The sequence below is a fragment of the Curtobacterium sp. MCJR17_043 genome, from assembly GCF_003224315.2.
Lineage (GTDB): Bacteria > Actinomycetota > Actinomycetes > Actinomycetales > Microbacteriaceae > Curtobacterium.
Map to the genome: position 1 here is coordinate 3,180,960 of NZ_CP126259.1, position 13,076 is coordinate 3,194,035.

4 protein-coding genes, 4 rRNA genes and 2 pseudogenes are annotated in these 13,076 nt (G+C 64.1%); all 10 read right to left on the bottom strand.

Translation table 11 applies throughout. From position 1 onward, the window contains the following. Positions 1-77: 77 nt before the first annotated feature. The 10 genes and pseudogenes from DEJ15_RS16550 to rrf (DEJ15_RS16590) all read right to left on the bottom strand — a co-directional run bounded on the left by DEJ15_RS16550 (position 78) and on the right by rrf (DEJ15_RS16590) (position 13,015). Positions 78-1,005, bottom strand: a pseudogene (locus DEJ15_RS16550) (NAD kinase). A gap of 129 nt (positions 1,006-1,134) precedes the next feature. Beyond that, a pseudogene (locus DEJ15_RS19795) lies at positions 1,135-1,437 on the bottom strand (SAM-dependent methyltransferase); the annotation flags it as partial. Beyond that, complete coding sequence (locus tag DEJ15_RS19800) at positions 1,337-1,948, bottom strand: SAM-dependent methyltransferase (RefSeq protein ID WP_502866127.1); 612 nt, start codon at positions 1,946-1,948, stop codon at positions 1,337-1,339. The pseudogene DEJ15_RS19795 and the gene DEJ15_RS19800, both read right to left, overlap by 101 nt. Positions 1,949-2,022: 74 nt before the next feature. Beyond that, entirely contained in the window at positions 2,023-2,262 is a 240-nt protein-coding gene (locus DEJ15_RS16560) for a hypothetical protein (protein ID WP_146232889.1), read from the bottom strand. Between the two features lie 221 nt (positions 2,263-2,483). Then, complete coding sequence (locus tag DEJ15_RS16565; protein ID WP_258368279.1) at positions 2,484-3,458, bottom strand: HAD-IIA family hydrolase; 975 nt, start codon at positions 3,456-3,458, stop codon at positions 2,484-2,486. Between the two features lie 31 nt (positions 3,459-3,489). Then, positions 3,490-5,070, bottom strand: a complete 1,581-nt coding sequence (locus tag DEJ15_RS16570; protein WP_284175302.1) for a tetratricopeptide repeat protein — start codon at positions 5,068-5,070, stop codon at positions 3,490-3,492. 522 nt (positions 5,071-5,592) lie between these two features. After that, positions 5,593-5,710: ribosomal RNA gene (gene rrf, locus DEJ15_RS16575) — 5S ribosomal RNA — on the bottom strand. Between the two features lie 140 nt (positions 5,711-5,850). Beyond that, positions 5,851-8,982 (bottom strand): 23S ribosomal RNA (locus DEJ15_RS16580). Positions 8,983-9,457: 475 nt separating this feature from the next. Then, a 16S ribosomal RNA gene (locus DEJ15_RS16585) occupies positions 9,458-10,980 on the bottom strand. Positions 10,981-12,897: 1,917 nt separating this feature from the next. Then, positions 12,898-13,015: ribosomal RNA gene (gene rrf, locus DEJ15_RS16590) — 5S ribosomal RNA — on the bottom strand. Together the 16S, 23S and 5S rRNA genes form the textbook arrangement of a ribosomal RNA operon. Positions 13,016-13,076: the final 61 nt, after the last annotated feature.

Genomic DNA, 13,076 nt, shown 5'->3' on the forward strand with positions numbered 1-13,076 from the left:
CTCGTGTTCGTCGTCCGGGCGGCCGGCTGGGTCGCTGACAGGTCAGGCCGGACCGGCGCGGTGGTCGCACGAGGGCGTCACTGGACGTCCTCGTCGTCGCGCTGCGGGCCGCGCCAGCCCGCGACCGGCAGGCGGAACTTCGCCACCAGCCGGTCGGCGAACGGAGCGTCCTTGAGCCGCGCCACCCGCACCGGATCCGGCGACCGGCGCACCTCGACCCGCGCTCCGGGAGGCAGGTCGTGCGTCCGGCGTCCGTCACACCACAGCACGCCCACGCCGCTCGTGCGCCGCAGGACCTCGACCGCGAGGACGCGGTCCGGACCGACCACGATCGGCCGGGAGAACAGGGCGTGCGCGCTCAGCGGGACCATGAGGATGGCGTCGACGTCGGGCCACACGACGGGGCCGCCCCCCGGAGAAGGAGTAGGCGGTGGACCCGGTCGGCGTGGAGAACACCACGCCGTCGCACCCGAAGGAGGACAGCGGTCGGCCGTCGACCTCGGTCACGACCTCGAGCATGCGCTCGCGCGAGGCCTTCTCGACCGTCGCCTCGTTGAGCGCCCAGCTCGAGTAGACGATCTCGTTGCCGACCACCACGTCGACCTGCAGGGCGACGCGCTCCTCGACCTTGTACTCGCCGGTCAGCGCGCGTTCGACCGTCTCGGCGAGTCCGTCGCGCTCGCTCTCGGCGAGGAAGCCCACGTGGCCGAGGTTGACCCCGACGATCGGTGCGGAGGTGCCTCGGGCCAGTTCGGCAGCGCGGAGGATCGTGCCGTCCCCGCCGAGGACGATCACGATCTCGATCTCGTCCGGGCGCACGTCGACGCCGAGGATGTCGACCTGTCCGACCGACGCTTCCGCTCGGCGGACGTCGGCGTACTCGTCGAAGGGCATCACCGGGGTGAGGCCGGCGGCGTGGAGGATGTCACAGACCTCGACAGCGGCGTCGATCGAGTCGCGCCGCCCGGTGTGCGAGACGAGCAGGATGTGTCGTTCATCGCTCATGGAGCTCCCTCCGCCAGTTCCGTCGCCCGGACGATCCATTCTGTCGGGTTCTCCCCCGCGACCCCGCTGGAGACGCGCGAGGTACTCCTGGTTGCCGTGCGTGCCGACGATCGGCGACGGCGCCAACCCGGCCGTCCCGAAGCCCAGGTCCCACGCTGCCCAGAGGACGTTCATGAGGGCGTCCTGCCGCAGCGACGCGTCGCGGACGATGCCCTCGCGGATCCCGGTGCGGCCCACCTCGAACTGCGGCTTCACGAGGAGGACGAAGTCGTCGGCGGGCACGGCCTCGACCAGTGCCGGCAGGACCATGCGGAGGCTGATGAACGACAGGTCACCGACCACCAGGCTGGTGTCCGCCGCGGCCGGGTCGAGGGCGAGGTAGTCGCTGCTCGTGAGGTTCCGGGCGTTGACCCCCCTCCACCACCGCCACACGGTCGTCCAGGGCGATCTCGGGAGCGAGCTGGCCGTGTCCGACGTCGAGGGCGACCACACGGGCCGCGCCTCGCGACAGCAACACCTGGGTGAACCCGCCCGTGGAGGCGCCGACGTCGAGCACGGTCCGCCCGCTCGGGTCGACGTCGAACGCGTCGAGTGCGGCGACGAGCTTGAGCGCAGCGCGGGAGACCCATTCGTCCTCGGCGTCCACCGTGACGTCGGACGCAGCGGTCACCGGCGTCGACGCCTTCACCACCGGCACACCGTCGACCGTGACACGTCCGGCCTGGATCAGGGCAGCGGCGGCCGTGCGGGAGCGAGCGAGGCCCCTGGCAGCGACGGCCGCGTCGAGGCGCTGCGTGGAGGCGCGGTCGCCCGTCGCTGGCCTGTCACCGGTCGCTGCTGTGTTGCCGGTCTGTGCTGCGTTGCCGGTCTGTGCTGCGTCGCTGGTCTGTGCTGCGTTGCCGGTCTGTGCTGCGTCGCTGGTCTGTGCTGTGTTGTTGGTCACTGCCGTGGCACGCTCTCCGGGGCGGGGCGTCGACGACGTGAGCGGCGCCCCCCTGGTCACGGGCTGTGCCGCGGTCAGGCACGTGCGGCCCCACCCTGCTCGAGCCGGGTCCGGAGGTCGTCGTGCAGGGCTGAGAAGGCGTCCGCACGCTCCGCGAGTGGCATGGCTTCCACGGCCTCGGCACGCCGTCGGAGGGAGCCGCCGAGGTCGCCGCCGAGGTCGCCAGATCCGCCAGCTGCACGCACGGCACCGTCCGCTGCAGGATCGTCGTCGCCGGTCGACGTGCTGCTCGCCGCGCCGTTCTGCGATCCCATCCCCAGCGGCTCGTTGAGCGCCTCCGCGCCCAGCGCGTCCGTGTCCAGCGCCTCCGTGTCCAGCGCCTCCGTGTCGTTCGTCGGGGCGACGGGTCGCGGCGGACCGGGCACTGCACGCGGAGCTACCGGAACGGCCCGCGGGGGGTCCTGGGACGGCCCGTGCAGTCGGGAGGACCGGCTCGGCAACGTCGTCGGTCCGGGCCTGGTCCACGCCCGTCACGCTACTCGCCGCCGTACAGCTTCGGGTCCACGTCCAGCCCGTAGATCGCCAGTCCGGAGTCCCAGATCGCTGTCGCGCCGGCACGCAACAGGTCCATGTCGTCCGGTCCGACTCGTTCGGCGCGGACGACGTGACCTCGCATGCTCACCGTCGACTCGCCGACCGTGACCCGGCGCGTGCCGTCCCGGTCCTCGTGCCGGATGGTCACCGGGTACGGCTCGTGCAGACCCCTGAGGTCTCGGAGCACGTACGTCGGTCGCGACCGCTGGTCCGCTGCGAGCACCTGCTTGGGCTGATCGATGCCGGTGAGCACGAGCACGCTCGGGATGCCGGCGTCGTTCGCGCCCTTGATGTCGGTGTCCAGTCGGTCACCGATGAAGAGCGGGCTCGCACCACCGAACCGAGCGAGGGCGGCGTCGAAGATCGGCCGCTCGGGCTTGCCCGCGACCACCGGCATCCTGCCGACGGCCTGGTGCACGGCCGCCACGAGCGTGCCGTTGCCGGGCGCGATGCCGCGCTCGACGGGGATCGACCAGTCCATGTTGGTGGCCACCCACGGTACGGAGGCGTCCGCCAGCGCGAAGGACGCCTCGGCGAGCTGCTTCCAGCCGAGCTCCGGGGCGAAGCCCTGGATGACGGCAGCCGGGTGGTCCTCCGCGCTGTCGGTGACGACGAAGCCGGCCTGTTCGACGATCGTCGTCAGGCCGAGCCCACCGATCACGAGCACGGTGGAACCCGCCGGAACCAGCGTCGCGAGGAGCCGCGCACCGGCCTGGGAGGACGTCACCACGTCGTCGGCGGTGACCTGCAGACCGTACTGCTCGAGGTGTTCCGCGACGTCCACCGGGCGCCGCGACGCGTTGTTCGTGATGTAGCCGACACGCGCCGTCGAGGCGGCCCGGGTCAGGGCCTCCACGGCGTGCGGAACAGCGTTCCGTCCGCGGTAGACGACGCCGTCGAGGTCGGTGAGGACCACGTCGACGCCGTCCACCGGCGGACGAGGGGTCTCAGCCTGCTGCGGACCCGTCGATGTCCCGCGGGTTGTCCTCGTCGCGCTCTCCGAGGTCGTCCCCGGCGACGCCGTCGGATTCGTCGTTCCCGAGGGTGCTGACGTACCCGTTGCCGGGCTCGGCGTCCCCGAGCTCTGCGTCGTCGAGCTCGCCGTCGTCGAGTCCGGAGTCGTCGGACTCGTCGCGTCCGGGCTCGCTGTCGAACCCGTCGTCTTCGAGCGCTTCCTCGACCACATCCACTGTCTCCCAAGCATCGTCTTCAGCGGCCTCGGCGAGAGCCTCGGCCGCACGGTCGACACGGGCCCACCATTCGTCGGCCTCGTCCTGGCGGCCGAGCTCCTCGAGCGTGGCCGCGTAAGCACTGTAGAGCGCCGGTGACCAGCTGTAGGCCGTGGACGGGTCGAGCTGTGGAATCTCGAGTTCGCCCAGCGCGGCTGTGGGGTTCCCGAGGTCGAGCCGGGCTCCGGACATCGCGATCGCGAGTTCCACCTGCACCGGCGTCTCCAGGGCGGCGCGGTCGACCGACCGACCCAGCTCGAGCGCACGCTCGGGTCGGCCGAGGCCGCGCTCACAGTCGACCATCATCGGCAACTGGTCGTTCCGGCCGGAGATGCGTCGGTACGTCCGGAGTTCCCGGAGCGCCGTCGCGAAGTCACCGAGCCGGTACGCCGTGATCGCAGCCGTCTCGCGGACGACGGCGACGCGGCCGGCACGACGAGCCGCGCTGAGGGCGTGCTGGTTCGCCAGCTCCGGGTCGGTGTCCACGAGCATCGCGGCGGTGACGAGGTGCCGGGCAACCCAGTCAGCGTTGTCCTTGCTCAGCGTCTTCAGCTCGGCACGCGCGGCGGGGTGCAGGTCACGCGCCTGGATCTCCTCGGGGATCTCCGGGTCATCGTGCCGCGGCCGGATCGACCGGGTGCCGTACGGGTCGCGGTCTTCCCAGTCGTCGCGGGCCGCCTCGCCGAACCGCGCGCCGGCCGAGCGCGAGCCGTCTCCGAACCGCTTCCGGTCGGCGCCGTCGCGGCCCGGACGGTCGTCGTCACGGCGCGGACGCCCTCCGTCGCGGAACGGACGATCGCTGTCACGCCGGGGCCGGTCGTCACCGCCGCGGAAGGGACGCGCCGGACCACCGGAACGAACCGGCCGGTCTCCGTCACGGCGCGGACGGTCATCGCCGCCACGGATGGGGCGGTCACCGTCACGACGCGGGCGGTCATCGCCACCACGGAAGGGGCGGTCAGACCCGCCGGAGCGGTAGGGGCGGTCACCATCGCGACGCGGCCGGTCATCGCCACCACGGAACGGGCGGTCAGACCCGCCGGAACGGTAGGGGCGGTCACCGTCACGACGCGGCCGGTCGTCGCCACTCCGGAACGGGCGGTCACCGTCACGACGGGGACGGTCATCGCCACCACGGAACGGACGGTCGCCGTCACGGCGGGGGCGATCGTCACCACCGCGGAACGGACGGTCTCCGTCTCGACGCGGCCGGTCGTCGCCACCGCGGAACGGACGATCCGAGCCCCCCGGAGCGAACCGGGCGGTCACCGTCACGACGGGGTCGGTCGTCTCGACCACGGAAGGGACGGTCACCATCACGACGCGGACGGTCGGACGAAGGGCGGTCCGATCGCCACGAGGGGCGGTCCGAGCGCGCTCCACCCTCACGGAAGTCACGACCAGCCGGCCGCCGATCCGACGACTCGTTGGAGGGACGACCGGCGCCACGACGGTCGTCGCCACGCTGCCCCTCGCGGCGTTCGAAGTCGCGAGGTCCGGACGACCACCCACCGCGGTCACCGCTCCGCTGCGGACCGCCGTCGCGTCGAGGCCGGTCCTGACGGTCGCCGTCGCGCCCGTCTCGTCGCTGTTCGTCGTCGTTCGCCACCGTAGCTCCTCGTTGCGTGCCGAGATCAGATGTCCCGACGGTCGTCCGCTGTGTCGTTGTGTGTGGGCTGTGCAGCTCGCCCTGCGTCAAGTCCATCACGAACCCAGCGCAGAGTCGACCTGTGGAGCACCCTGAGAAAGAGAAATGGCCACCGACCCTCCCGAGAGCTCTCGCTCTCGATGGAGGGCCGATGGCCACATCTGTGAAAAGAAGTCCGGCGGCGTCCTACTCTCCCACAAGGTCCCCCCTTGCAGTACCATCGGCGCTGAGAGGCTTAGCTTCCGGGTTCGGAATGTGACCGGGCGTTTCCCTCTCGCTATGACCACCGGAACAATTTCGACACTCCAACGAGGAAGCTTCGAAACCGTTCCGCGCATGCGCGGTGTTCAGTTTCAGTTGTTCCCGATCGTCTGTCGGGAACCACAAAGTGGACGCGAGCCCCACACCCGCAAGGGTGTGGGTAAAAAGTGTGTGTCAAGTCTTCGGCTTATTAGTACCGGTCAGCTCCACGGGTCGTTAGTCCCCGCTTCCACATCCGGCCTATCAACCCAGTAGTCTGCTGGGAGCCTCTCACACTCAAGGTGCATGGAAATCTCATCTCGAAGACGGCTTCCCGCTTAGATGCTTTCAGCGGTTATCCGGTCCGAACGTAGCTAATCAGCGGTGCCCTTGGCAGAACAACTGACACACCAGAGGTTCGTCCATCCCGGTCCTCTCGTACTAGGGATAGATCTTCTCAAATTTCCAACGCGCGCAGCGGATAGGGACCGAACTGTCTCACGACGTTCTAAACCCAGCTCGCGTACCGCTTTAATGGGCGAACAGCCCAACCCTTGGGACCTACTCCAGCCCCAGGATGCGACGAGCCGACATCGAGGTGCCAAACCATGCCGTCGATATGGACTCTTGGGCAAGATCAGCCTGTTATCCCCGAGGTACCTTTTATCCGTTGAGCGACAGCGCTTCCACAAGCCACTGCCGGATCACTAGTCCCGACTTTCGTCCCTGCTCGACCTGTCAGTCTCACAGTCAAGCTCCCTTGTGCACTTACACTCGCCACCTGATTGCCAACCAGGTTGAGGGAACCTTTGGGCGCCTCCGTTACTCTTTGGGAGGCAACCGCCCCAGTTAAACTACCCATCAGGCACTGTCCATGAACCCGATCAGGGTCCTACGTTAGACATCCAAAGTGACCAGAGTGGTATTTCAACAATGACTCCACGAACACTAGCGTGCCCGCTTCACAGTCTCCCACCTATCCTACACAAGCCACTCCGAACACCAATACCAAACTATAGTAAAGGTCACGGGGTCTTTCCGTCCTGCTGCGCGTAACGAGCATCTTTACTCGTAGTGCAATTTCGCCGAGTTCGCGGTTGAGACAGCTGGGAAGTCGTTACGCCATTCGTGCAGGTCGGAACTTACCCGACAAGGAATTTCGCTACCTTAGGATGGTTATAGTTACCACCGCCGTTTACTGGGGCTTAAATTCAGAGCTTCGCCGTGAGGCTGACCCTTCCTCTTAACCTTCCAGCACCGGGCAGGCGTCAGTCCGTATACATCGTCTTGCGACTTCGCACGGACCTGTGTTTTTAGTAAACAGTCGCTTCCCACTGGTCTCTGCGGCCTTCAACGCTCACGGAGTGAATCCGGTCACGTGTCCGGCCCCCCCTTCTCCCGAAGTTACGGGGGGCATTTTGCCGAGTTCCTTAACCACGATTATCTCGATCTCCTTGGTATTCTCTACCTGACCACCTGAGTCGGTTTCGGGTACGGGCGGCTGCAACCTCGCGTCGATGCTTTTCTCGGCAGCATAGGATCACTGATTTCCCCTTAACGGGTACGCGTCGGATCTCAGGCGTACAGACGACGGATTTGCCTATCGTCAGCCCTACATCCTTACACCAGGTTCACCTTACGGATACCATCGCCTGGCTCAGCTACCTTCCTGCGTCACACCTGTTCATACGCTAACCGCACCAGCATGGGGTCGAGCGTTAGACCGGCCCGTCTCACCCCGAAGGGATCAACAAGTGCCGGGTTAGGACTCTTAGCACCACTGGATTAGCTTGGGCGGTTGTTCGCCGGTACGGGAATATCAACCCGTTGTCCATCGACTACGCCTGTCGGCCTCGCCTTAGGTCCCGACTTACCCAGGGCGGATTAACCTGGCCCTGGAACCCTTGGTCTTTCGGAGGACGGGTTTCTCACCCGTCTTTCGCTACTCATGCCTGCATTCTCACTCGTGTGGCGTCCACGGCTGGATCACTCCGCCGCTTCACTCGCCACACGACGCTCTCCTACCACTCCGCACGACTGAACCACGAAGGCTTGTCTATGTGCGAAATCTACAACTTCGGCGGTGTGCTTGAGCCCCGTTACATTGTCGGCGCGGAATCACTTGACCAGTGAGCTATTACGCACTCTTTCAAGGGTGGCTGCTTCTAAGCCAACCTCCTGGTTGTCTGTGCAACTCCACATCCTTTCCCACTTAGCACACGCTTAGGGGCCTTAGTTGGTAGTCTGGGTTGTTTCCCTCTCGACGATGAAGCTTATCCCCCCACCGTCTCACTGCTGCGCTCTCACTCACCGGCATTCGGAGTTTGGCTGACGTCAGTAACCTGTTGAGGCCCATCGGCCATCCAGTAGCTCTACCTCCGGCGAGAAACACGCAACGCTGCACCTAAATGCATTTCGGAGAGAACCAGCTATCACGAAGTTTGATTGGCCTTTCACCCCTATCCACAGCTCATCCCCTCCATTTTCAACTGAAGTGGGTTCGGTCCTCCACGACGTCTTACCGTCGCTTCAACCTGGCCATGGATAGATCACTTCGCTTCGGGTCTAGGACATGCGACTGAATCGCCCTATTCAGACTCGCTTTCGCTACGGCTACCCCACACGGGTTAACCTCGCCACATATCGCTAACTCGCAGGCTCATTCTTCAAAAGGCACGCCGTCACCCCTACAAAGGAGGCTCCGACGGTTTGTAAGCAAACGGTTTCAGGTACTATTTCACTCCCCTCCCGGGGTACTTTTCACCTTTCCCTCACGGTACTTGTCCGCTATCGGTCATCTGGGAGTATTTAGGCTTATCAGGTGGTCCTGACAGATTCACACGGGATTTCTCGGGCCCCGTGCTACTTGGGATACACATCCGGCCATAACACCATTTCGTCTACGGGGCTGGCACCCACTACGGCCCGGCTTTCAAACCGGTTCGACTATGATGCGCTGTAACCGTCCCAGTCCGGCAGAACTGAGCGACGTGTCCCACAACCCCGACCATGCAACGCCCGCCGGCTATCACACATGATCGGTTTAGCCTCATCCGTTTTCGCTCGCCACTACTCACGGAATCACATGTTGTTTTCTCTTCCTGTGGGTACTGAGATGTTTCACTTCCCCACGTTCCCTCTACCCGCCCTATATATTCAGGCGGGAGTCACCAGGTCGACAAGTCGCCTGGCGGGGTTTCCCCATTCGGAAATCCTCGGCTCACAGCTCGATTATCAGCTCCCCGAGGCTTATCGCAGATTTCTACGTCCTTCTTCGGCTCCAGATGCCAAGGCATCCACCGTTTGCTCTTAGAAACTTGACCACAAAGATTAAAATTGCGATCCAACGCCATGTTTCACGCCAACCCGAAAGCCGACGATCATCGATGACGCGAATCTAAAGATGCTCGCGTCCACTGTGTAGTTCTCAACATACGATCGGCACCACACTCCACCAGACACAACGCCTGACCTCATGCAGCCCACCGAAGGACCTTGCGGCCCAACCCCCCAACCACCGAACCCGCCTCCAAAAGAGACAACCCGACGATCAGGAAGCCTGGTCCCTCAGGACCCAACAACGTGCACCAGCCAACCCGCTTCCCCCCCGACCCGTTCCAACCCAGACACCTCACAAAGAGACACCCGAGCGTACTGAGACCAGAAGACGCGCTCCCGACTGCACTGTCAATGTTCCACCCATGAGCTACCCGTCGGACACGTTCGGTCCGAACCGGGCGCCTGGACCAGCAACCAACCCACCACGACGGTGAGCAGCACTGACCAGATGCTCCTTAGAAAGGAGGTGATCCAGCCGCACCTTCCGGTACGGCTACCTTGTTACGACTTAGTCCTAATCACCGATCCCACCTTCGACGGCTCCTTCCACAAGGGTTAGGCCACCGGCTTCGGGTGTTACCGACTTTCATGACTTGACGGGCGGTGTGTACAAGGCCCGGGAACGTATTCACCGCAGCGTTGCTGATCTGCGATTACTAGCGACTCCGACTTCATGAGGTCGAGTTGCAGACCTCAATCCGAACTGAGACCGGCTTTTTGGGATTCGCTCCACCTTACGGTATCGCAGCCCTTTGTACCGGCCATTGTAGCATGCGTGAAGCCCAAGACATAAGGGGCATGATGATTTGACGTCATCCCCACCTTCCTCCGAGTTGACCCCGGCAGTCTCCTATGAGTCCCCGGCATAACCCGCTGGCAACATAGAACGAGGGTTGCGCTCGTTGCGGGACTTAACCCAACATCTCACGACACGAGCTGACGACAACCATGCACCACCTGTACACCGACCACAAGGGGGGCGACCATCTCTGGCCGTTTCCGGTGTATGTCAAGCCTTGGTAAGGTTCTTCGCGTTGCATCGAATTAATCCGCATGCTCCGCCGCTTGTGCGGGCCCCCGTCAATTCCTTTGAGTTTTAGCCTTGCGGCCGTACTCCCCAGGCGGGGCGCTTAATGCGTTAGCTACGACACAGAAACCGTGGAAAGGTCCCTACATCTAGCGCCCAACGTTTACGGCATGGACTACCAGGGTATCTAATCCTGTTCGCTCCCCATGCTTTCGCTCCTCAGCGTCAGTTACGGCCCAGAGATCTGCCTTCGCCATCGGTGTTCCTCCTGATATCTGCGCATTCCACCGCTACACCAGGAATTCCAATCTCCCCTACCGCACTCTAGTCTGCCCGTACCCACTGCAAGCCCGAGGTTGAGCCTCGGGATTTCACAGCAGACGCGACAAACCGCCTACGAGCTCTTTACGCCCAATAATTCCGGACAACGCTTGCACCCTACGTATTACCGCGGCTGCTGGCACGTAGTTAGCCGGTGCTTTTTCTGCAGGTACCGTCACTTTCGCTTCTTCCCTACTAAAAGAGGTTTACAACCCGAAGGCCGTCATCCCTCACGCGGCGTTGCTGCATCAGGCTTTCGCCCATTGTGCAATATTCCCCACTGCTGCCTCCCGTAGGAGTCTGGGCCGTGTCTCAGTCCCAGTGTGGCCGGTCACCCTCTCAGGCCGGCTACCCGTCGTCGCCTTGGTGAGCCATTACCTCACCAACAAGCTGATAGGCCGCGAGTCCATCCCCAACCAAAAAATCTTTCCACCACCAGGCCATGCGACCAGTAGTCATATCCAGTATTAGACGTCGTTTCCAACGCTTATCCCAGAGTCAGGGGCAGGTTACTCACGTGTTACTCACCCGTTCGCCACTAATCACAGGAGCAAGCTCCTGATCATCGTTCGACTTGCATGTGTTAAGCACGCCGCCAGCGTTCGTCCTGAGCCAGGATCAAACTCTCCGTAAAAAAATTACAACCAACACCGAAGTGCCAGCGAGTTGATCTTGACTGTTGACTGTCTACTGACAATCTTCAATCCAAAAGGAATTGCTTCATGACCCGACCGGTAAAAAACCGACCAGGCACGAGGTCAATAAAATTGGCATTGACAATGTGCACGCTGTTGAGTTCTCAAGGACCAGACGCACTCCCCCGCTCCACACCACCAGGATGCTTCGCCAGAGAGGCTGTCGCTCTCGATCCCACCGATGTCGTCGAACCCGCCAACACAAACCGTGCAGTCAGATCCAGTGGCTCATCCCGAAGGAGAGAACCGGTGGAGTAGTCATCCTAAGCGTCGAAGCGACCCAGCACAAGGCCAGATCTGAACTCCAGTGGAGGATGATCCCGCTTGAGGGCCGACGTGCTCTGGGCTTCCGCTCCAGCCGCTCCGCCGCACCTTTGGGGTGACGAGGGATTACTTTACGCAGCCCCCCACACCCACCACCAACCCACCCCACATCCCGGGCGTGTCGCACCATGCAACACCGGTGCCGCTCGGCGCTCAGCACCCCGCTACCAACCAGCAATCACCCGCCGGATCCGGGCCAGGGCTCACGGCTCACGGCTCACGGCTCACGGCTCACGGCTCACGGCTCACGGCTCACGGCTCACGGCTCACGGCTCACGGCTCACGGCTCACGGCTCACGGCTCACGGCTCACGGCTCACGGCTCACGGCTCACGGCTCACGGCTCACGGCTCACGGCTCACGGCTCACGGCTCACGGCTCACGGCTCACGGCGAGTGTGCATCACCTCGAGCTCGTTCGCATCGACTCCTTTGCGCCTCCGGATCGAGATGGCCCGTTTCCTCGAGGAGACGTCAGGCGCAGGCGATGATCGCCGCGGCTGCCGTCCAAGGGACGTCGACGTTCCGTCGGAACGAACTGCAGCCCCGCGTGGAACCACATCGGCATCCGACCGTCGAGAGCCGGCGCATCCGACGTCTCCTTGGCGACCGACGACAGACGACGGCCGACGGACGACGGACGACGGACGACGGACGACGGACGACGGACAAGATCACCATGGCGACCATTCGGAACCCGTTCCGTCTCGCGCTGCATGCCGACCCGCTCGGTTCGTGGTGCGCGGCTCTGGTGAATCCGTGTTCTGTCCGGCAACTCATCGGCCCAGCACTGCACCGCTGAGCAACTCGGGTGAGCGCTCGACTTGCGGCCCCGATCTTGCTGAGCGGGCAAAGCGCACCCGCGTTCTCGGCCGATGAAACGGGCGCCTGTCTCCCGAACCAAGGACCTTCCTCTCACGGTGAAGGTCTCGAACCTCCGGGACGAGAGCACCGCAATGCACCGGAGACCGGACAACGTCCTTGGAGGCCGATCACGAGGCGGCACTCCACCTCGGCCGAGCGCGCAGCGACCGACAACTTGGCATGGCCGTCGTCCGCGATCGAGATCGCCGGGCCCAGCTCCCGGGCCGCCGGCGCATCACGCATCCGTCCGAGTGTCCGTCGACAGCATGACCGGACAGCCAAGACCGGTGCGATCGATCGCCGCCCTCATCTCCCCCCATGACACCGCACCACCACTGGCCGCGGATCCAAACCGAGGACGCATCGTCGCGCTACTCCGGATCACTCGAGCTGCTGATCACGCCCACAACGCGCCACCCGACCCGGGATGACCGGAGGCGGCAGCAGGACCGCTGAGGAGCAAGGGGTTCCATCGCGACAGCTAACCTCGACCCGCACGGAAGTACTCACTCCGGTAGCGACGAACGCCCTCGGGTAGCCCCACACAGCGAGTGGGGCAAGACGCTCGTCGAAGGCGTGCTGTTCAGCCGGCGTGTGGGGACGCGAAAGAGCCCCTGACCGGGGTGAGCATTTCTGCTCACCCGGTCAGGGGCTCGATCATTGAGAAGAAGTCCGGCGGCGTCCTACTCTCCCACAAGGTCCCCCCTTGCAGTACCATCGGCGCTGAGAGGCTTAGCTTCCGGGTTCGGAATGTGACCGGGCGTTTCCCTCTCGCTATGACCACCGGAACAATTTCGACACTCCAACGAGGAAGCTTCGAAACCATTCCGCGCATGCGCAGTGTTCAGT